This is a genomic window from Aquimarina sp. MAR_2010_214 (assembly GCF_002846555.1).
Lineage (GTDB): Bacteria > Bacteroidota > Bacteroidia > Flavobacteriales > Flavobacteriaceae > Aquimarina.
This window is the reverse complement of the sequence record NZ_PJMS01000001.1, coordinates 1,111,481-1,135,256: the sequence shown is the minus strand read 5'-3', so window position 1 is coordinate 1,135,256 and position 23,776 is coordinate 1,111,481. Positions and strand designations below refer to the sequence as shown.

11 protein-coding genes are annotated in these 23,776 nt (G+C 33.5%); all 11 read right to left on the bottom strand.

From position 1 onward, the window contains the following. Positions 1 to 86: 86 nt before the first annotated feature. Genes ATE84_RS05005 through ATE84_RS04955 form a run of 11 tightly spaced genes read right to left on the bottom strand, consistent with a single transcriptional unit; the run spans position 87 to position 23,756 of the window. Positions 87 to 2,594: an ABC transporter permease gene (locus ATE84_RS05005; RefSeq protein ID WP_101446354.1), complete on the bottom strand. Its 2,508-nt coding sequence runs from the start codon at positions 2,592 to 2,594 to the stop codon at positions 87 to 89. A 9-nt stretch (positions 2,595 to 2,603) separates the two neighbouring features. Continuing rightward, complete coding sequence (locus ATE84_RS05000; RefSeq protein WP_101446352.1) at positions 2,604 to 5,030, bottom strand: ABC transporter permease; 2,427 nt, start codon at positions 5,028 to 5,030, stop codon at positions 2,604 to 2,606. Between the two features lie 35 nt (positions 5,031 to 5,065). Continuing rightward, entirely contained in the window at positions 5,066 to 7,486 is a 2,421-nt protein-coding gene (locus tag ATE84_RS04995) for an ABC transporter permease (RefSeq protein ID WP_101446350.1), read from the bottom strand. 53 nt (positions 7,487 to 7,539) lie between these two features. Beyond that, positions 7,540 to 9,969 (bottom strand): ABC transporter permease, encoded by a 2,430-nt coding sequence (locus ATE84_RS04990; RefSeq protein ID WP_101446348.1) that lies wholly within the window; start codon positions 9,967 to 9,969, stop codon positions 7,540 to 7,542. 51 nt (positions 9,970 to 10,020) lie between these two features. Further along, complete coding sequence (locus tag ATE84_RS04985) at positions 10,021 to 12,399, bottom strand: ABC transporter permease (protein ID WP_101446346.1); 2,379 nt, start codon at positions 12,397 to 12,399, stop codon at positions 10,021 to 10,023. A gap of 48 nt (positions 12,400 to 12,447) precedes the next feature. Beyond that, entirely contained in the window at positions 12,448 to 14,877 is a 2,430-nt protein-coding gene (locus ATE84_RS04980; protein ID WP_101446344.1) for an ABC transporter permease, read from the bottom strand. A gap of 47 nt (positions 14,878 to 14,924) precedes the next feature. Next, on the bottom strand, positions 14,925 to 17,315 hold the full coding sequence (locus ATE84_RS04975) for an ABC transporter permease (protein WP_101446342.1): 2,391 nt from the start codon (positions 17,313 to 17,315) through the stop codon (positions 14,925 to 14,927). A 47-nt stretch (positions 17,316 to 17,362) separates the two neighbouring features. Then, the gene (locus tag ATE84_RS04970) at positions 17,363 to 19,798 is read right to left on the bottom strand and encodes an ABC transporter permease (protein ID WP_101450838.1); all 2,436 of its coding nucleotides are present in this window, start codon (positions 19,796 to 19,798) and stop codon (positions 17,363 to 17,365) included. A 48-nt stretch (positions 19,799 to 19,846) separates the two neighbouring features. Further along, the gene (locus ATE84_RS04965) at positions 19,847 to 22,231 is read right to left on the bottom strand and encodes an ABC transporter permease (protein ID WP_101446340.1); all 2,385 of its coding nucleotides are present in this window, start codon (positions 22,229 to 22,231) and stop codon (positions 19,847 to 19,849) included. Between the two features lie 46 nt (positions 22,232 to 22,277). Next, complete coding sequence (locus tag ATE84_RS04960; RefSeq protein ID WP_101446338.1) at positions 22,278 to 23,027, bottom strand: head GIN domain-containing protein; 750 nt, start codon at positions 23,025 to 23,027, stop codon at positions 22,278 to 22,280. A gap of 33 nt (positions 23,028 to 23,060) precedes the next feature. Further along, positions 23,061 to 23,756, bottom strand: coding sequence for an ABC transporter ATP-binding protein (locus ATE84_RS04955; RefSeq protein ID WP_101446325.1), 696 nt, complete (start codon positions 23,754 to 23,756; stop codon positions 23,061 to 23,063). Positions 23,757 to 23,776: the final 20 nt, after the last annotated feature.

The window sequence follows — 23,776 nt, the reverse complement described above, 5'->3', positions numbered from 1 at the left end:
ATTTTATTTTTTTAATTGTTAATTTTTAAAATAGATTTTACTTTAAACCTCACAGGTCTCTAAGACCTGTGAGGTTTGAAATAATTTTATTCTGCTCTTAAGTTTTTCGCGGGGTTTGTCGATGCCGCCTTAATGGTTTGAAAACTTACTGTTGCCAATGTAATTACAAATGCGCTTATCGCTGCCACTATAAACACCCAGCTATCTATTGGGGTTCTGTATGCAAAATCTTTGAGCCACTCATCTACCAAAAAGTATGCGATAGGTGAGGCAAGGATGATAGAAATAAGAACCAGTTTTGTAAATTCTGAAGAGAATAAAAAAGCTAATTCTGATACCTTGGCACCTAATACCTTTCTAATACTTAATTCTTTGATACGTTGCTCTGCTGTAAAAGCAGCCAAACCAAATAATCCAAGACATGCTATAAGTAATGCCATAATAGTAAATATACTAAGTATCACTCCCATTCTTTGTTCTGATACAAAAGTGTTTTCAAAATCCTGATCCATAAAACTATATTCGAATGGTACCGAAGGATCTATCTGTGCAATATCATCTTTAACTCCATCAATCAACACCTGAAGATCATTAGGGTTTTTAACCACTGCAGGATTAAGTTTTATCGAATAATACGATAATCCAGCCCCATAATCCCAAACTTTATCATTTTGTTGATGAATAATAACCAGTGGTGCTATTTCTTGTTGTAGACTATTAATATTAAAATCTTTAACCACGCCCATGACTTCAAATTGATCTTCGCTTCCAGAGGCTAAAGCCACTATTTTTCCTATAGGAGAATCTGTAGTATAGGTTTCGCTATTACCCCACCCCAGAGTTTTTACCGCTTTTTCATTTAATATCACTTTATATTTATCATTAGGTCTTGATGAATCAAAATTTCTACCGGCAACAAATTCTACTCCCAATACATCGAGATAATCTTCTTCTGTTCTTACATTTCTAAGCTGAACCACCTGATCATTAGCTCCCAGTGTTTTATATCGATCTCCAGACCATATATTTGGAGGAAGCCCAAATGATTTTCCAACTTTTGAGAAAGCAGGATTTGATAAAAGCTTTGTTTTGAGTGCTTCGGTATCAAAACCAATCTGCTCGATATTGTGAATTTGTAGAATATTATCTTTCTCGAATCCTAAATCTAAAGAAGAAGTATATGACAATTGCTTTTGTACAAATAAAGTACAAATCACCAGAGCAATAGAAATAGTAAACTGAAAGACAACTAATCCATTTCTAATTCCTTTTCCTTTAAATTTTGTGCTTACTTTTCCCTTAAGGGTTTCTATAGGCTGAAACATCGAAAGGTAAAACGCAGGATAACTTCCTGAAATTAATCCCAATCCTAATATAAACAATAGTACAATTGCCAGAAATATTGGGTTCCCTAAATACGGAATCAATTCTAGTTGCACATCTGCTATAGTGTTAAATACACCCAAAGAAAGTTGTACGAATATCAATGCAAAAACAGTACCTATTAAAACGAAGAGGGTAGATTCTAAAACAAACTGTTTGATTAGTGCATTTCGTTTGGATCCTAAAACTTTTCTCACTCCTATTTCTTTTGCTCTCTTTGATGATCTTGCTGTGGAGAGGTTCATGAAATTGATACTAGATAATATGAGTACAAGGATACCTATGGCTCCAAATATTTTGACAAACATTGGGTTTCCTGTTGGTCCAAAGGAATGAATACCGGGAGCATCAGATAAGTATATTTCTCTAAGAGGTTGTAGGTATAATGTCCAGTCATGCCCCGCAGTAAATTCTTTAAACGTTTGATTAAAAATACGTTCTGTTGTAGGCGGCGCCCATTTTGGTGGTATGGCCTGAATTTTTTCGGAAAACGCAGCTATATCAGTCCCTTCTTTCACCAATCCATAAGTCGAAAATGCTGTCCAAATCCATTTCCAACCGTTTCTTTGCATCATTTCAGAATGACTTTTTAAAGACACCAACATATCAAATTGAATATGTGATTTATAAGGAACATCAGCAAGTACTCCTTTTACGGTATAGGTTTTCCAGGAGTTATCATAATCTTTTACTTCTACTGTTTTTCCTATTGGATTTTCTGTGCCAAAATAACGTTCTGCTGTTTTTTTTGTCATGACCATACTCATAGGTTCACTAAGCGATGTGTTAGAATCGCCTTGTAAAAACTTAAAAGAAAATATGTTAAAAAAGTTTTCTTCGGCAGCAAAGTATTGTTCTTCACTATATAAACTTGCTTCTTCATTATGTTTGGATCGTACTATCTGTGTACCCGTCCTTAAGAGTCTTGTTACTTCTTCAAACTCTGGAGCATCCTCTCGTAATGCGATAGCCACATTGGGGCCTGTAGCAGAAGATATCTCATTCCAATCGTCCCAAATATTAGGCTGATTAACTCTATAAATACGATCTGCATTATCATGAAAAGTATCATAGGTCATTTCACTATGAATATATAATCCAATGATAAAACATGTACCTATTCCTATACTTAATCCCAATATATTAAGAATAGTAAATTGTTTTTGTCGAATAGCATTTCTCCATGCTATTTTGATATAATTTTTAAACATAACTTTTGTTTATTCAGTTCTTAAACTTTTAATAGGATTCATTGATGCTGCTCTGAAACTTTTCCAACCTATAGTCATAAATGCAATTAATAGTGTTATACAACCTGCCAGAACAAATATCCACCACTGTATTTGTATGCGGTAAGCAAAATCCTGAAGCCATGTATTCATGACATAAAACCCAAGAGGAAATGCTACTAAAAAAGAAATACATACCAGTTTCATAAAATCAACTGAGAGCATCATAATAATTTGAGGTATGGTAGATCCTAATACTTTACGAATTCCTATTTCCTTAAATCGTTGTTCTGCTGTAAAAGTTACTAGACCAAATAACCCCAGGCATGCCACAAAAATGGTGAGCAAAGCAAATACTCTAAGAATAGTTCCCATTTTTTGTTCTTTTAGATACGTTTGATTGTATAATTCATCAAGTAAACCATAATTAAAAGGTTCATTTACTTTAAAACCATTCCATATATTTTCTGCACTGGCGATCAATCCTTTCATATCTGAAGTTTTTGCTCTTACAATAAGCCCCGAACTCGGTTCATTAATCATAATAAGAGGATCTATAGCTTGGTGTAATGATTTAAAATGAAAATCTTTTACCACTCCGATCACCGAATACAGTCTTGTACCTCCTTCATTATCTATAGACATTGTTACCGCCTGACCAACTGCATTATTGGTGAAGCCCAAAATCCTGGCAGCCGTTTCGTTAATAATCAAATTTGTGGTCTCTGATCCTTCTTCTTTCTCAAAATTTCTTCCAGTAATTAACTGCATTCCCATAGTTGGAATATAGTGTTCATCAATATTATACACTACAGTTCTTCTAACTGCATCAGAATCCTGACCTGGATAAATACTAGACATATGATTATAAGAAGGTCCCGCAGGGATATGGCCAGACATTGTAATATTAGATACTCTGGAGTCTTTAAATAATTGTTCCTTAAAGACTTTTTCGTTATCTCCTAATATCCATGAATCTCTTAATACTAGCATTTGGTCTTTTTCATAACCAACATCTTTATTTTGAATGAAAGACATTTGCTGATCTACTACTATGGTTGCCAGGATAAGGCCTACCGATATCGTAAACTGAAAAATGACCAACCCGCTTCTTAATCCTTTACTATTACCCGTATTGGTGAATTTGTTTTTCAGTGCAGCTATTGGGGTAAATGAAGAGAGGAAAAAAGCCGGATAACTTCCTGCCAGAAAACTAATACTAATTCCTAATAGCAGCAAGTACATCAAAACCTTAGGGTGAAGAATATAAGTCACTTCTAATGTTTTTTCAGATAGGTCATTAAATAACGGTAACGAAATCACAACTAGAATTAATGCCAATACCATAGCAATCATCGTTGCAATAAAAGATTCTATCAGAAACTGTTTAATTAATTGGATTTTTGGTGATCCAAGTACTTTTTTTACCCCTACTTCTTTAGCTCTTTTTGATGCTGCAGCGGTAGAAAGGTTCATAAAATTTATACACCCTATTATTAATATAAATATCGCTATAGCACCAAAAATATATACTGTTTGGATGTCACCCCCAGGATTGAGATTGGTAGCATCTGCAAAATCAGAATGAAGATGAATATCGGTCAAAGGTTGTAGAAATAATCCTATATCATTCCCTTTTCCATGAAACTCTTCAAAAGTCATCCCCATAGATTTTTTTATCTGGGGTCCCATATATTTATGAACGATTTTTGGTAATTTCTCTTCTACATTTCTATAATCCACACGTTTATCAAGAAGAAGATAACTATGATAACCAGATTCTATCCATTTAAGTTCTTTTGCATCTGCAAATCCCTTCATAGATCCAAAAGCATCAAAATGAAAGTGAGAATTTTCAGGAATCTCGTTAATTACTCCTGTGACCTTATAGCGTTGATTCCATTCTTTAAAATCTACTATTTTTCCCAGAGGGTTTTCATTTCCAAAATACTTTGATGCTAATTTTTGAGTAATAACAATAGTATTAGGTTCTAGTAGTGCTGTAGCAGGATCACCTTTAATGAGTGGTAATGTAAATACCTGAAAAAAATTAGGATCTACATATGCAAATTTTTGATCTCTAAATGTGTTATTTTTATAGGTAATTTGCGGGGTTCCGTTTGATTTAATACGAGTTGCCTGTAAAACCTCTGGAAACTCTTCTTGTAATGTGTATGCAACAGGACCGGGGGTAACGGCTTCTTTTATTAATTCACCATTCATCTTGCCTTTTAGTACAACTCTAACAATCTGATCTGCTTTTTTATGGTAGCGATCATAACTTAATTCGTCTACTACAAAAAGGAATATAATAAGGGCGGTAGCAATTCCTATAGCTAGACCTAAAATATTAATTGTAAACAAGCTTTTGTGTTTCAAAAGTGTTCTCCACGCTACTCTTATATGGTTTTTTAACATATTGGTTTGTTTCTTTATTGATTCAGAATCATTTACTATTCGTCTCTAAGTACGTCAACAGGGTTTCGATTGGCTGCCATAAAACTCTGCCAACTTACTGTAATCAATGTAATACCAAGTGCCATTATTCCTGCAAGTACAAATATCCACCAGCTAAGACTTGTCTTTATTGCAAAGTTTTCTAACCAGGAATTCATAGTATACCAGGCTATAGGAATAGCAATTATAAATGCAATCCCAACCCATTTGATAAAATCAATGTTTAGTAATTTCAGAATCTTAAAAATACTTGCTCCGTTTACTTTTCTAATTCCTATTTCTTTTTTACGCTGTACACAGGTATAAGATGTTAACCCAAATAAGCCTAACGCGGCAATAAATATTGCCAGAAGAGTAAATATCCTGAAGGCAGCACTAAATTCTTTATCATCATTATATTGGGCTTCAAACTTTTTATCCAAAAATGTATAACCAAAAGTTCGTTGTGGCAGTATTTGCTTCCATTTTTCTTCTATCTGGGTAATTGCTTTGTTATATCCTGAAACAGAAGCAACAGTCTCATCAAATTTTACTAATAAATTATCACTGCTATTGCCATGTAGAATAATCATAGGATGTATCTCTTTTTTTAATCCGAAATGATGGTAATTTTCAATAACCCCAGAAATCACCCAGTCCCTTCCAAAAAAGTTTATGGTTTTATTTATAGCTTCATTTGGGTTAAAAACTTCTATCTCACGCATACAAGCTTCATTAATTATAACAGTATTGCTATTTCCTTTGGGATTGTTTATAAAATTATTTCCGGCAAGAAATTGAATATCTAATACATCAAGATAATTACTGTCTGCAGCATATTTGTAAAATACTTTTTTGCTATCCTCTGTTCCGTTGGGGTATTTCAGCCCTATAAATCCTGATAAATTATGATAACCGTCGCCAGGATATGTCTGAGTTCTTGATGTACTCTCTACAAAAGGAAATTTTTGCAGCTCTGTTTCAAGGATTTTACATTTATTTCTAGCCAGGGAATCTGATATATTACTTAAAAATTCGCCATGAAAAGAAATAGTTTGATTCAATTCTGCACCGATCGGTTGTTTTTGCATAAAATCTATTTGTTTGGTAATGACTATCGTACCAATAAGCAAAACAATAGTGGCTAGAAATTGCATAACAATCAATCCTTTTCTAATATTCAATCCACTGGCAGAAGCACGTATCTTTCCTTTTAATGCTTTTGACGGTGAATATCCACTTAGTAAAATAGCAGGATATAGTCCTGTTAGGATCATACCAATTACAATAAAACTAATAATAGGTAATAGCTCTATAATAGTAGAATTCTGTATAACCAATTCTTTACCTGTAACATTGTTATAGATTGAAAGCATACTTAGGGCAAGTATAATTGCTATGGCAATTGCGATACCGTTTAGAACAATCGATTCTGTTAACGATTGCAAAATAAGTTGTATCCGTTGTGCCCCGGCAACTTTACGAACACCAACTTCCTTGGCACGCTCCAGGGATTTGGTGGTGGATAAATTGATATAATTGAGCCATGATAATAACAGTACTATAAAAGCTATGGTTGTTAGAAATTTTATTCTACTGATACTACCATTAGTTTCGGCTTCATAAGGTTTATTAGAATACAGATGGACATCTTCTAGAGGCTCAATATTGTACCTTTCATCTGCATCGTCCTCAAAGTCACTAGCAATCACTTTACTTTTCAGAAGATCCTTATCTGTATTTTTATCTATTTTTAGATACGTATAAAAATTACAATGTCCCCAGTTTAATTTTTTTTCTGCATCTGATGCAAACCAAGTTGCATACGTATCCAAAGAAATCAGGAAATTGGTTTTCATATGAGTGTTTTCGGGAATATCTTTTAAAACTCCCGTTACCGTTAATAACACTTCTTCTCCTACATGAAAGCCTAATAACGTCTTTTTTATAGGGTTTTGCGCTCCAAATATCTTTTTAGCAAAAGATTCTGTGAGTACAATAGTATTAGGTTCTTTTAGTACATTTTGTTTATCTCCTTTTAAAAGGGGATAATTAAATACCTCAAAATAGGTTTCATCTGCCATGGCGCCTTTGGATTCTTCAATGATTTTCCCATCATATTTAAAAGTCACCTTATCAAAACGATAAAGACGCACCTGCTCTATCACTTCGGGAAATTCTTGTTTTAAGGTAGGGCCAATAAGATTGGCAGTTTGCGCATCTGAAGCTTCAAAAACATCACCTTCCAGAGCATCCATATATACCCGGTATACATTTTCTGATCCTTCAAAAGTGTCATAGCTACGTTCATAATTCACATAAACCATGATCAAAATAAAAGAAGCAACACCAATGGCTAATCCCAAAATATTAATAAAAGAATAGAGTTTATTCTTTAAAAGATATCTAATTGCTATTTTAAAATATAAAGTGTGCATGATATAGTGATATTTAAGCCTCACAGGTTTTTAAAACCTGTGAGGTTTAATAATTATTCTGTTCGTAAACTTTTTAAAGGTTTAATAAATACTGCCCCGATAGACTGATAGCTTATAGTTAAAATCGCTACTGCTATTGCCAGGGTTCCTGCTATCAAAAATATTCCCCAACCAATGTTAATACGATAGGCAAAATCCTCTAGCCATCGACTCATCATATACCAACCAATAGGAATAGCAATACCTATTGAAATTATAATTAGTTTTAAAAAATCTAATGTCAATAACTTATATATACTCTTAAAGGGAGCTCCCAAAACCAGGCGGATACTAATCTCTTTTTTACGCTGCTCTACCATAAAAGCCGAAAGAGCAAATAAACCTAAGCATGCTACAAGAATTGCAAACAACGCAAAACTGATAAAGATTTTACCAATACGCTGTACATCTTCGTGCATTTTAGAAAAATCCTGATTTAGAAAGCTATACCTAAAAGATTGATTAGGAACGCTTTCATCCCAAATTGAGGAAATTGATGTTAACGCTTGATTTATATTGTCTGTGCCTAAACGTACAGAAATCATCCCTGGGTTATTACTTACAGTCATTGCCAACGGCTGAATGTCATATTTTAAAGTTTCAAAATGAAAATCTTCTACTACCCCAATTATAGTCCAGGATTCTCTTCCATTAGTTATTTTTTTCCCTAAAGGATTCTCAAAACCAAAATTTCTAGCCATAATCTCATTAATGACTATTGCATCGGTAGAATCTGAAGCTAATTCTCTGGAAAAATCTCGTCCCTTTTTTATACGCATATCCAAAGTGTTGATGTAATCATGATCTACTTCCCAAATTTGTGCAGGAACAGCTACCCCATCATTTTCTTTACCTTTTTCTTTAAAGGTGTTTCCGTTTCGTTTGGTTCCTTCGATAGGTAAATAATCACTAACAGAAACTAGTTTTACTTCGGGTAATTTTAATAGTCGATCTTTAAAGTTTTGTGTCTTATTCCCCAAACTTTTTGCGCCTTGAACAACCAGAACCTGTTCTTTATCATAACCCAGTTTCTTGTTCAGGATATAATTCACCTGTTGGTATATGATCAGTGTTCCGATGATAAGAATAATAGATGTAGTAAATTGAAAAATAACCAGGCCACTTCTTAGTTTACCACTTTTACTACCTGTACTCAAACTTCCTTTTAATACGCTCGCTGGTTTAAAAGCAGAGAGGTAAAAAGCAGGATATAATCCGGCTAGAATCCCAATACATAATGCCGAAAGTAATAGTATGGGTAAAAACCACCATTGCCCCCATGGTATGACCAATGCTTTTGAAGCAATCGTATTAAAATATGGGAGTAATACCCACGCCAGCAGCACACCCAAAACAAATGATATAATACTAAACAGGACTGATTCGGTGATGAACTGAGAAATTAAATTTCTCCTAAAAGCTCCCACAGTTTTTCGTAGCCCTACTTCTTTGGCGCGATTGGCTGATTTGGCTGTAGATAGATTGATAAAGTTAATACATGCCAATAGTAGAATAAATACTGCGATGGCACCAAACAACCATACAAAACGAATATCACCATGTTTTAATCCATCACTAATATCTGTTGATTTTAAATGGATATCGCTTATAGGTTGCAGTTTGAATTGATAGCTTTTTAAGAAGTCAATTTTATCAAGCCTGTTAGATTCTCTAGCGGTAGGAATCATATAGTCTTCAACAATGGAGAACATTTTTTGTTCTAATTCTTGTAGGTTGGTATTATCATTTACTAAAATATAGGTATGATAGTTCTGTGCACCCCAGTTATGTTTTTCATAAGGATAAAAATCCCTGCCCACCATCGTCATTAGAAAGTTATACTCAAAATGTGTGTTTTCTGGTGAATCTTTCATTACACCAGTTATTTTGTAGGGTTTCTCTGTATTATTATCTAAAATCAGGATTTTACCAATAGCATCTCCGTTAGGGAAATATTTATCAGCTTTGGCTTGAGAGATTACTATAGTTCCTGGTTGAGATAAAGCACTCTCGGTACTTCCTTGTGCAAGTGGTATTTCTAAGATTTCTAATAACTCCTGATCTGCAAAAATAAATCCATTTTCAAAAATATTTTCTGACTCCCCTTCTATTCGAAGCTCTTTGTTTCCAGTACCAAAAAGCTCACTGGTAAGAAATCTTCCTGACTTTTGTATTTCAGGAAAATCATTTTTTATGGCTTTGGCAAAAGGTGCTGGGTAATGAGTCCATTTTATAAGTTCACCTTTATGTATTACTTCTGTATATACCCTATAAATTTGTTTTTCATTAACATAATGCTTGTCATAGCTTAATTCATCTTTTATAAAAAGTGCAATTAATACACACGCCATAATCCCAACACCAAAACCTCCTATTTTGATGAAAGTAAACATCTTATCTTTTAAGATACTTCTCCGGGCAATTTTTAAATGATTCTTAAACATAACTATATTTTTTTGATTGATACTGAAACAAATTCAGTACAAGTTGATAAATTATTCTGTTCGCAAGCTTTTTATGGGATTCTGTAATACTGCAGAAATTATTTTGCTACTCACCGAAAAAAGCACCACAAATAAGGCTAGCAACCCTGCCATAATTAGATAGCTAAATTTGACACCTTCATGATATGCGAAAACATGTATTATTTTATTTGCTATGAAATAAACCGTAATAAGCCCTAGTGTTGCAGCTATGCAGAATAATATCATATACTCTTTAAGCAGTATTAAAAAAATACTTTTTGCATTGGCCCCCAGCACTTTTCGTATTGCTATCATTTTCTGCTGTGTTCTTAGTGAAAAGGATACCAGACTATATAACCCAAGTACTGCCAATAGTATAGCCAGCACCGAGAAAAAAATAAAAATATTGATGGTGCCTTTTAGTGAATTCAAAAAACTACTGTCAAGCTCATGATCCAAAAAGCTGAATTCAATAGGGCTTTCTGGAAAATTATTATTAAAAAGTGTATTAACCAATGCTTGGGCCTCTGCCCTTTTATCTGGAGCTACTTTTATGGTTACATATGAACCACCAGAACCTTCATCCATAAAAAGGATCATAGGTGGGATTTTCTTGAATGCGGTATAATCGTTAAAATCTTTTACTACACCGATCACTTTTAAACGGCCATTATCAATTTTCTTACCCAAAGCATTGTCCCAGCCGAACAATTCTAAAGCAGTTTGATTTATAATGCATGCGCTTTGGATATCTGTAGCATAATCTTCAGAAAAATCTCTTCCTTCGGTTAGTGTCATTTGGTAGGTTTTCAAGAAATCGTAATCTACCCTGTGTGACCTAATAATAGCTTTTTCATTAGTTCTATTACCTTCCCAATCCATACTTTGCTGTCCACCACCACCAAATGGACCTGAATCTGATATAGAATAATTAAGAATATTAGGATTTTGTAATAATCGTTCTCCTAATGTTTTAAGTACCTCTCTGTCTTCTTTATTGATAACATCTATAAATGACACTAATACATCTTCTTTTACAAATCCAATATCTCGTTGTTCTATATATTTAAACTGCTCTATAATAAGTATTGAAGTAAATACCAGTGGTATCACTAATACTAGTTGAAAAACAACCAGAGCTTTTCTTAGACCAGCACGGCGTTTAATAGACGAATTCCCTTGAAGAAAAGAAGAAATTTTTAAGGATGTAAGAAAGAAAACAGGATATAAACCAGCCAAAATACCTACCAAAAGTGAACCAAGCATAACATATACAAAAAATGGCCAATCCTGACTTAAAACAATAGATAAATTCTTTCCGACAATCGTATTAAAGAGTGGTAGAAATAATAGTACCAGACCTATAGCAATACTAAAAGAAATAGATACCATAACCAATGATTCGATAATAAACTGATATCTTAAATGTCTTTTTGTGCTACCCATAACCTTTTTGATTCCTATTTCCAATTCCCTCTTCATAACTTGGGCAGTCGATGAATTTATATAATTTAACAAAGTGATTAAAGCGGTAAAAATTACAACTGCAAGAAAAAGATACAGTATAGTTACCTCACTTCTATTTCCTCCACCACCTCTTACTTTAGAAGTTTTCATATAAATATCTCTAATGGATCTTAAACTAAGTAGTTCTTGAATTCCATCTTCCAGCGTAAGGTGATTTGTTAAAAACCCTTTTATCTTTTCTGATACCTTGCCGATTTCTGCATTATTCCTTAGTCGAACATAAGTAGATGCATTATTTGTACCCCAACCCGCATCGAGTGTATTTCTTGTAATGGTTTGATATGAGCTAAAAGAAAGTAGGTAATCAATCCTTAAATGAGAATTATCGGGATAATCAGCAAATATGCCAGTAACTATACAGTCATATTTTTTATCGATACGTATTGTTTTTCCGATAATATTACTTTCTGGGGAAAGTTTTTTGGCTAATGATTCTGAAAGCACTATACTCATTGGATTTTCTAATGAGCTGTACTGATCACCTTCAGTGAATTTTAAACTAAATAATTTTAAAAACTCATTATCAGCAAACAGTCCATTCTTTTCATGATACATTGCATCATTAACACTTAGGTAGTTTGCGGTAGTTCTTATACTGGTCGCATTAGTAATTTCTGGAATAGCGTTTTGCAATTCATCTGATAATATGTAAGGTGTACTATCCCAGATATCACTTTGGATACTACTTACATATGTTCTTTCGACCCTAAAAAGCTTATCAGATTCACTATGAAACGTATCATAACTATTCTCATGATTGATATAAAAAAGCATGAAAATCACAGCCGACAAACCTATGGCAAGCCCACCGATATTTATGACCGAATACCCTTTGTTCCTTTTTAGGTTTCGCCAAGCGATTTTGATATAGTTTTTATACATAACTATCGTTTTTTGATATTGAAAATAAGTTTAGTACGAGTTGACAATTTATTCTGTTCGTAAACTTTTTACCGGGTTAGCGGTTGCTGCTTTAAATGCCTGTACACATACAGTTAATATTGTAATACCCATAGTAATAGTTCCAGCTAAAGCAAAAACCCACCAACTAATCGAAATTCTGTATGCAAAACCCTGTAACCAGTCTTCCATATAGTAATACGCAAGAGGAGTAGCTATAAGTAAAGCTATAAGTACCAGTTTTACAAAATCTTTGGTAAGCATATTGATTACAGTTCCTACGCTGGCACCTAACACTTTTCGAATTCCTATTTCTTTTTTCTTCTGCTCTGCCATAAAAGAAATCAATCCAAATAAACCTAAACAACTAATCAAAATAGCCAAGCAAGTAAATACAATTGATATTTGACTTAGCCGTTTTTCTTCAACAAATAATTTTCCAACTTCTTTATCAACAAAAGTGTATACAAAAGGTGTACTAGGATTTATTGATGTCCAGCTACGATCCAGATTAGCTAACAAGGTTTTAAAATCTGTAGTTTCTGTTTTAACGATAAGCCACCCTGGTTCATTATCATTGAAAAGCATGATAGGAGCTATTGATTCTTTTAGAGAGGCAAAATGGTAATCGGCTACAACTCCTACAATTTCATATATCGAAGTTTCTCCTTCATACGTTTGTATCAATTTAGAACTTAATGCATTATCTATATCAATATTAAAAGCATCAATAGTAGCTTTATTAACGATAACCTGAGTACTATCATTAGCACGTAAATCACGACCAACAAGCAGAGGTGTTCCTACAGTTTCAAAATAATTATCACTAATACCATTGTATTTAACCAATGTCTGATTTACAGGGTTTTCTCCTGGAAGATGTAATCCTAAATCATTCATTATATATTCTGATGGATAGTGATTACTACCTGCCACATCAGTAACTCCTGATACTGTTGATATTTGAGACCGTAGTGCATCAAATTTTCCTATCGCTTCATCGGTTCCTAAACGAATTGCAATAAGGTTTTCTTTATCAAACCCCATATCTTTGGTTTGTGAATATTCTACTTGCTTATTCACTATTATTACTGCTGCTATCAAGGCGATAGATACAATAAACTGAAAGACAACTAATGCCTTACGGAAGTTTCCACTCCCAGTTGATACATTAATAGTTCCTTTAAGTACCTTAACGGGTTTGATAGCCGATAAGATCAAAGCTGGATATGCTCCGGCAAATAAACCGCTAAGTATACTTAATGCCAGTAAAGGCATTAAAATTTTCAAATCAAATAAAGCAGTATAGTGTATATTTCCCTTGGTAAGTATATTCACAAAAGGTAATACTAAAGCTGTAATAGGAATACTTACCACCAAAGCAAACAGAGATAGTAATATTGATTCTCCTAAAAATTGACGTATTAGGGATCCTCTATTTGCACCTACTGCTTTTCTCACTCCAATTTCTTTGGCACGTTTATTTGCCCGTGCCGTACTAAGATTAATGAAGTTAATACATGCTACTATCTGGATAAATAGAGCGAGAATAAGTAGTAAATATAAATATTGAATATTCGAAACGGTATCAATCTGATTAGAGATTCCTTTAGAGTAAAGGTGAATATCTTTAACCTTTTGCAATAGTAAGGCTTTATCAAAACCTACTGCTGCCAGATTTTGTGCACCACGATTTTGTAAAAATGCGGGTAATTTTTCCTGCAGTTGCTTCTCATTAGACCCAGGAAGAAGTTTTACATAGCTATGTACAAAATTCTGAGTTGCAAAATTTTGTTCATTTCTTACAAACTCTCCCAATCCAGGAGAATTCATGCTTAAAATATAATTTGGATTAAGGTGAGATTTTGCAGAATTATCCTCAAAAACTCCTGTAATAGTCAAAATTAATTCATCCTCACCACTACCTAAAACCAGATTTTTGTGTAGGGCTTCTCCTGCTCCGAATAATTTTTTGGCTAATGTAGAAGAAAGAACAACAGTATTAGGGCTTGTTAGTGCACCTGTAGCATTACCCTCTTTAAAAGAATAGCCAAATAGGTTAAAAAAAGTAGGATCTGCCAAATAACCACGAGATTCATAATAGCTTTCTTTACTATCCTGAACTCTCAATAACGCATCATTACCCTCACCAAAATATACAATACGACAAGCTTCTGTTACTTCGGGAAAATCTTCTTTTAAAGCAAAAGCTATGGGAGGAGAACTTGTAGCTGCATTAAAATCAGCACCGCCGTTACCATTACCAGTAATTACAGTTCTTATTCTATAAAGAGATTCAGCATCTTCATGATGTGTATCATAACCTAATTGAGCAAATACATATACTATTATACTTAAACAGCAAACAGTACCCACAGTTAAACCTAATAGGTTTATACATGTCTGAAGTTTATTTTTTGTGAGATTTCTCCAAGCTATTTTTAAATGATTTTTTAGCATAACTGTCGTTTTTTGATACTGAAACAAGTTCAGCACGAGTTGATGATTTATTCTGTTCGTAAGCTTTTTACCGGGTTAGCGAAAGAAGCTTTGGTAGCATGAAAACATACAGCTATAAAAGCAATGAATAATGCAGACATTCCTGCTAATACAAACATCCACCATTGTATACCTATTCTGTATGCAAAGTCTTCTAACCAATAACTCATTATAAACCAAGCTACTGGTGAGGCTATAATAAAGGCTATGCCCACTAGACTTATAAATTCTTTAGATAAAAGTTTTATAATCTTAATTACAGAAGCTCCTAATACTTTACGAACACCTATTTCTCTCTTACGCTGTAATGTGCTATATGCTACTAAACCTAATAGTCCTAGACAGGATATTAATATTGCAAGTATAGTAAACGATATAAATAAATTTCCGAAACGTTCATGGGTACGATATTGTTCATTAAAAGCTTCGTCCAAAAAATAAAACTCAAATGAATCATCGGGTAGAATTGTTTCCCATTTCTGTTCTATAGAAGATAGTGTCTCTTCGATATTTCGAGTACTGATTTTTACTGATAAAAGATCTGTTCTATTAGGTGCAATAGTCATAGTCAAAGGATTAATATTTTCTTCTAATGACGTAAAATGAAAATCTTTCACCACACCAATTACTTGTCCACTTTTACCCCATTGGGAAAAATTAATCCCCAATGCTTCTTCAGGAGAATTGTATCCTAATAACTTAACAGCCGCTTCATTAAGCACCATAGCTTCAGTAGAATCTGTTCCAAAATCTCTTGAAAAAGTTCTACCAGCAACTACTTTTAATCCAAATTGAGAAATAAAATTGTAATCGGTAAAATATGCATCTATGTTTATTACCTGTTCCTCTCCATTTTTATTTTTAATTAAAGAATAAGCTATATTATTTCCTCCTCCTGGTACACTAGAACCAAAACTGGTAGAAATTACTCCTGGTAGGTTATTCAAATTATCTTGTAATTTTTTCTGTGCAGGTGAAATATTTGTTTCTAAAACAACTATCTGTTCTTTATCAAACCCCAATTCTTGATTGCGCATATAATTCATTTGATTATAGATAATTATGGTTCCTATAATTAATGCGATAGAAATCGTAAATTGCACGACTACCAATCCTTTTCTAAGCAGTATTCCTTTTGTACCTGTAGAAAAACTGCCTTTTAACACCTGAACTGGTTTAAAAGAAGATAAAACAAAAGCTGGATAGGTCCCTGCAAGTGCTCCAATTGTTAAAGCGATTATAAACAGTATTCCTATATGAGTGACGTTGGAAAAAATACCTGGACTTACAATTTTACCTGATAAGGTATTAAAAAGAGGTAAAAATATCGCTATAAGTACAATAGAGAGTATAAAGGCTAACAAGGCTATTATGATCGATTCTCCTATAAACTGAAAAGTAAGTTGTCGTTTTTCTGCTCCTATAACTTTACGTACACCTACTTCTTTTGCTCTTTCAACAGAACGAGCTGTGGTTAAATTAATAAAATTTATACTTGCTATTAAAAGTATAAAAATCGCAATTATAGAAAACACATAAATAGAATCGATATCCCCACTTATTCCGCCTCCTCTAGAAGAGTATAAATACACTTCATTTAGTGGTTCAAGAAAAAGTGAAACATAAGACTTGCTTTTTTTCATATCTTCTCCAATATTTCGCTCTAAAAAATCAGGAAATTTAGATGCTAAAACCACAGGATCTACATTAGGGTTTAATAGAAGATATGCCGATGGATCATATGTACCCCAATATTGGTCAAAATCGGTTAAGACTCCTTGTGTATATGTAGTCATAGAAATAACCATATCTGCTTGCATGTGCGAGTTTTCTGGAAAATCCTTCATAAGGCCTGTAACCGTAAAATTTATATCATGTATATCTTCATTTTTGATTTTTAATGTTTGCCCTATTGCAGGTTGATTTCCAAAGTATTTTTTTGCAGCAGTCTCGGATAATACAATGCTATAAGGTGCTTTAAGCACATTATTCTTATCTCCTTGTAATATTTCAAAATCAAACATTTTAAAAAAAGTAGAATCTGCTGCTATAGCATTATTTTCTTTTAGTTTTATAGTTGCATTACGTACATCCAGATTAATATCCATAACTCGAACTGCATCTAAAATTTCTGGAAATTCTTTTTTCAAATGGGGAGGTACAGCAATTGCAGGTTTATCAGTTTCCATTGTACCTGTTGGCATTTCTATATTAGCAACCACTCGATAAATAGTATCTGATTTAGAATGAAAGTGATCATAACTCAACTCAAAACCCACATACAATAACATTAAAAACCCTGCTGCTAATCCAATAGCTAGTCCAGAAATATTGATAAAAGAAAAGCCTTTATGCTTCCATAGGTTTCTAAAAGATATTTTAATATAATTCTTAAACATAACTGTCGTTTTTTGATACTGAAACAAATTCAGGATGAGTTGATGATTTATTCTGTTCGCAAGCTTTTTACCGGGTTGGCAATTGCTGCTCTAATACTTTGATAACTTACAGTCAATATCGAAATCCCAACGGCAATAAAAGCTGCAAGGATCAATACCCACCAACTGACTTCTATTCGGTATGAAAAATCTTCTAACCATTTACTCATAGCAAACCATCCTAATGGTAGAGATACCAATATTGCTATCCCAACGAGTTTAAGAAAATCAATGGTAAGCCTATATGTAATCTGACTTACACTTGCCCCCATCACCTTTCTAACACCTATCTCTTTAGTTCGTTTTTCTGCGTTAAATGCAGCCAGGCCAAATAATCCAAGGCAGGCAATTAGGATCGATAGAATCGTAAATATGATAAAAATTCGCCCCAATCGTTGTTCTGCCTGATAGGTTGTATTGAAAGATTCGTCCATGAAATAATAATTGAAAGGCTGACCTGGAGATATTCTATTCCAGATAGTTTCAATTTGCGCTATAGTATTAGAGAAATCTCCGGCATTAAGTTTTACTGCCATTGATCCAAGACTATTGTTCAGCGAAAGACTCAACGCATCAATATCCCTTCTTAAAGATTCGTAATGAAAATCCTTAACTACTCCCACTACAGTTCTAAATATAACTTCACCTCCATCATAATCCGATGATAATCGTATCCCTAGTGCTTCTTCTGGTGTTACTCCTAAAATAGCTACAGCGGATTCATTTAAAATCATAGCTGTTGAATCTGTACTAAATTTTCGATTAAAATCACGTCCTGCAATGATTTCTAAATTTAGAGTTGACACATAATCAAAATCAACATTCCAATCACTCATATTGATTGCTTTTTCATGATCATCTTTTAACCCTTCTCTATAAAATGTACTATTACTTCGAAATGAAGGTGTTGGTAAAAAGCCGCTTACCGATGTGTTTTTTACCTGAGCTAATTGCTGTACTTCTTCTTTAAAAGATGCTATTTTGTTTTCGGTAGCATACACATCATTTATAATTAAAACCTGATCTTTTGTAAATCCCAAATCCTTGTTTTGAATAAATTTTAATTGTTGAAAAACAACTAGAGTACTAATAATCAAAAACACAGAAATAGCAAACTGAAAAACAACCAAGGAATTTCTGATTTTTCCTCCTCCGATACCATTTTCGGTTATACCTTTCAATGCCTGGATAGGCTTGAATTTTGACATAAAAAATGCAGGGTAACTACCCGAAAAAAGACTTAATACTAGTACTGAAACCAGTAAAATCAACCAGAAAAAAGGATTGGTAAATGGTATGGAAATTTCTTTCCCTGCAAGTTCATTAAAAAAAGGAACCGCAATTGAAGCCGCTATAATGGCTAGTACTAATGACATAAAAGAAATCAAACCAGATTCTATCAAAAACTGCCTGATGAGCTCTGATTTATTAGAACCTAACGTTTTACGAACCCCTACTTCTTTTGCCCTCTTAAGGGAATGCGCAGTGGATAGGTTCATGAAATTAACACTTGCCAGAATAATCAAAAATAATGCGATAAAAGAAAGAATATAAACGTTTTGAATATCGCCATTTGCACTTAACTCTGGATATCTACTAGAATATAGATGAATATCTGTTAAAGCTATAGTACTAAAATTAAGATAATTCCCAGAAGCCAAAAATTGCTCTTCTGTTATCCCAGGTGCATACTTTTGTACTCCAGGAATTACATAGTCTCTTAATGCAGATTTTAAAAAAGTATCAAAATCTTTGATATCTGCTCCCGATCTTAGTTTAATAAAAGTTGGATAATTATGGTTTCCCCATTCGGTAGAGGCAGCATCTTCATTTCCTGCCATTGCAATAAAAATATTGTGGTTTCTAATGAAAGAATTCTCTGGCATATCATCTATAACACCTACTACTGTATATGTATCCCTATTGTCTAATATCACATTTTGCCCTAAAGCTTCGTTTATCCCAAAGTGTTTTTCTGCTGCAGCTTTGGTTAGGATCAAAGTATTAGGTTCTTTTAGTGCTGTCTTGGGATTTCCTACCAACAGGTCAAGGCCAAACATCTCAAAAAAAGTGGTATCTACATAAGTAGCTCCGGCTTCTTTTATATTTAACTCGGTATCACTTTTTCTTACAAGCATACTCCCCAAATTCCTAAATCGTGTGGCCAGTTCTACCTGTGGATAATCTCTTTTCATGGCTTCGGCCATAGGAGCCGATACTTCTGCATATTCTTCGGCACTTCCTCCAAATTTTACATCAACATTTATCCTATAGATACGATCAGCATCTGCAAACATCTTATCAAAACTCAATTCATCGTAGATATATAATGAAATCAGTAATCCTCCTACCATACCAATAGCAAGACCAAATGTATTTAGGAAAGTAAAAAAAGGTTGCTTTTTTAGACTTCTCCAGGCTATTTTTAAGTGATTTTTTAGCATAACTGTCATTTTTTGATACTGAAAACAAGTTCAGCACAAGTTGATGATTTATTCTGTTCGCAAGCTTTTTATCGGATTGGCAGTTGCAGCTTTAATAGCCCGATAGCTTATTGTAAGCAAAGTGATGACTAATAACCCTGCTATTGATAGGACAAATACCCACCAATTTATTTCGATACGATATGTATAGTTTTGTAGCCAATTATTCATGAAATACCATGCTAAAGGAGAAGCAATTGCCCCAGCAATTAAAATAAGTTTTAAGAAATCTTGTGTAACCAATAACAAAATATCGCTTACACTTCCTCCTAATACTTTTCTAATTCCTATTTCTCTTGTTTTTTGTCCCACGAAAAAGGAAATCAATCCATAAAGTCCCAGACAACTAATAAAAATAGCTAATCCTGAAAATAATTTTGACATTAGTAAAAAGCGTTGTTCTTCCTTATACTGTTGGGCTACACGCTCATTCAGAAAATCAAACTCATAGATATATTTTGGAAAAACCTCTTTCCAAAGTCTTTCAATTCCTTCTAAAGTAGTTTTAGCATTTTGGTTATAAACTTTAATAGCTAATTCGTTATATGCATTAGATTGAGGAGCAATAAATATAGGACTCTTTGTTTCATGAAAATTCCTATCATGAAAATCGGCAACTACTCCTACAATTGATGCTTTAATTGTAGCCCCATTGAACTCTACTTGTTTACCTATTAATTCTTGGGAATTTGCAAGGCCTAATTTCTGAGCAAGTTTTTCGTTCACAACGACTTCTGAGATCGAATCAGTGCGGTAAAAATTACGCCCCGCAACCAGTTTAAGGTTAAATGTATTAAGGTAATCTCTATCCGCTAATTTTGCTGAAATCGAGAATTCTTCAACTTCAGGTCTATTATTATATCGTACCCCTGTACCCCAATTATTACTAGAGGCTCCGGGGCTCGCTAAACAAGCCGTATTATTCTTTACCCCAGAAAGAGTATTGATTCGTTCTTGTAAACCTTCTATTTTTACGGTTTCTATATCTTCAGGAATTTCTACAATTACTATTGATTCTGTATCAAAGCCTAAATCTGCATTTACTGCATAGTTAATTTGTTTTCTGATAATAATTGTTGCGACAATAAATATGATAGAAATTGCAAACTGAGAAGTCACCAATACTTTTCGAGTTAATTTTCCACCGGTATCTTTTTGGGTAAGTTTTCCTTTTAACGCCAAAGTTGGAAGGATACGTGCCAGTATAATTCCGGGATAACTGCCTGCAAAAATTGAAACACCTATCAGCAACATCAATACAAATCCAACTACTTTAACATTAAGCAAAGAGGATATAGAAAGATCTAATTCCAAAAGTTCATTGAACGCTGGTAATACCAATATAGCAAATACTAAACCTAGTATCATCGCAAAAAAACTGATAATAAATGTCTCTGAAATGAATTGCCAAAAAAGATGTTGTCTGAAACTTCCCAGTACTTTTCTAATCCCTATTTCCTTAGAACGAGTAAAGGCTTGCGCTGTAGAAATATTGATAAAGTTAATGCAAGCTACTGCGATGATAAAAAACCCTATTAACCCAAAGATCCAAAGTAAACTTACGTTGATTCCTCCATACTTATTATTAAAATGGATATCATTTAATGCTTGTAGTTTGTAGCGATGTACATTTTTACTTTTAGGACGATGTTTTGAGACCAATGAGATCAATGTATTTTCGATCTCAGCAATATTCTGATTAGGACGAAGTAATACAAAACATTTTAATGCATCACTAATTCCTCCCCAAGAATTACTGGATAAAAAGTTATCATAACTCTTTAAAGTTGTAAATGAAGGAAAGATTGTTCCTTGAATTACCGTTGTTTTTGGTAATTCTTTTAATATCCCTATTACTTGAATAGTTTCTTCATTTTCTAAAACAAATGTTTTTCCTAAAGCGCTTTCGTTACCAAACATTTTTTCAGAAAAGCTTTCAGTGATATAAGCTGTATTTGGTTCTTCCAGGGTATGATCTCCTAGTTTTTCGACTAATGGAAAATTTAATATCTCAAAAAAATCAGATTGAGCAAAAACTATATCTTCGTGAAAACTCTGATTGGATCTATGATCTGTACCATTAACTTGCCAATGGTCTCTTATCGCTATTTTGGAAACTTTTTCTGCATAATCATAATCTGTTTCAAAACTCTCTGGAAAACCTGGAGGCACACTTGACTCATAACCAACATCATCTCGATGCTCTTCAGTTACTACTCTGTAAATTCGATCTGAATTGTTATGAAAATTATCATATTGAAGGTGGTGGGTTACAAATAAAAAAATTAAAATAGCACATCCAAAACCAAGGGTCAATCCCAAAATATTAATAGAGGTAAATACTTTTCGTTTACGAAGAGTTCTCCAGGCAATTTTTAAATGATTTTTAAACATAACTGTCGTTTTTTGATTTTCAGAATTTAATTAGAATGATGAATTCTTAGTTCATTTTTTGAATGATTGCTTCTCCTAAAATTATTCCTTTATTTATCAAAGGGTTTCCGTTATAAGCCACAGTTGCCTCCCCGTAAGCAGTAACTTTTAAATGATCTGAAACTCTTACTCTAAAATTACTTTCGCCATATGCAGTGATCTTAGTATTTTCATTATTCATTCCTAAAGTGTTCACTTTTCCTTCACCATACACTGTATATTTTTGATCGTTTACACTACCCTCCTTAATTTCCAAGTAACTTTCCCCATAAATAGAAACACGTAATGAGTTTACTTTTAATGAATTCATTGTCATTTTAGATTCTCCATAGATTTTTAATCTGAAATCATCTCTTTCTATTGGACTTTTACATTCAATTATTTCTTCTCCTCGTATTGAAAGTTCTCTAAGTTGGGTATATGTTATAACAGCAGTTATCATAGTTCCTTTGTAGATAGGTTTTTTTCTTTCCCATCCATTTTCGTTTGTTTTCACTGTTTTGGTTGTTGTTTTGGCTCCATCCAAATACATACGAAGTGTGTTTCCTGCAACTTCGATATTGATCTTTTCTTGCGGCAAACGTGCATTTTTGATCATAACGTTTTCTTTCTCTCCCTGAACAAAGGTTACCTGGATATGCGGACTTATAATTACTTTATCAAAGTGTTTTACGGCAATAGTTTCTGATTGACCTTGACATAGATTGATACAAAAAAATAATATTGCGATTGCTAAGTGGTACAAATATTTTATCATGACTTTAATTTTAATAAGTTTATTTGATGCATATTATACATTGACTTTGAAAGGCTTATTTTGGCTTTCGGTAACAATTTGCCCATCAAACAGATTAATAACTCTATGAGCATAATGAGAATCCCTATCTGAGTGTGTTACCATAACAATGGTAGTTCCTTCCTGGTTAAGTTCGGTAAGCAAATTCATAACTTCGATACCATTTTTAGAATCCAGGTTTCCTGTCGGCTCATCTGCCAGAATTAACTTAGCATTAGTTACTACAGCTCTGGCAATAGCTACTCGTTGTTGTTGTCCTCCTGATAGTTGCTGTGGAAAATGCTTTTCTCGATGTGCGATTTTCATTCGCTCCAACACCTGTCTTACTTTTTGCTCTCGTTCACTTTTTTTCATGTTGAGATAAATCAGAGGAAGCTCTACGTTTTCAAAAACGGTAAGTTCATCAATCAAATTAAAGCTCTGAAATACAAATCCCAGATTCCCTTTTCTAATTTTGGTACGTTGATTTTCTTTTAATCCGCCTACTTCCTGACCATTAAAGTGATAATATCCTTCATTAGGATTATCCAACATACCAATGATGTTGAGTAAAGTAGATTTCCCACAACCCGATGGCCCCATTATGGCCACAAATTCTCCTGCTTCAACTTTTAGATTTACATTATTTAATGCCAGAGTTTCGACTTCCTCGGTTCTAAAACTCTTTTTTATGTTCTCTATCTGTATCATTTTTTGATTGATTTTATTTT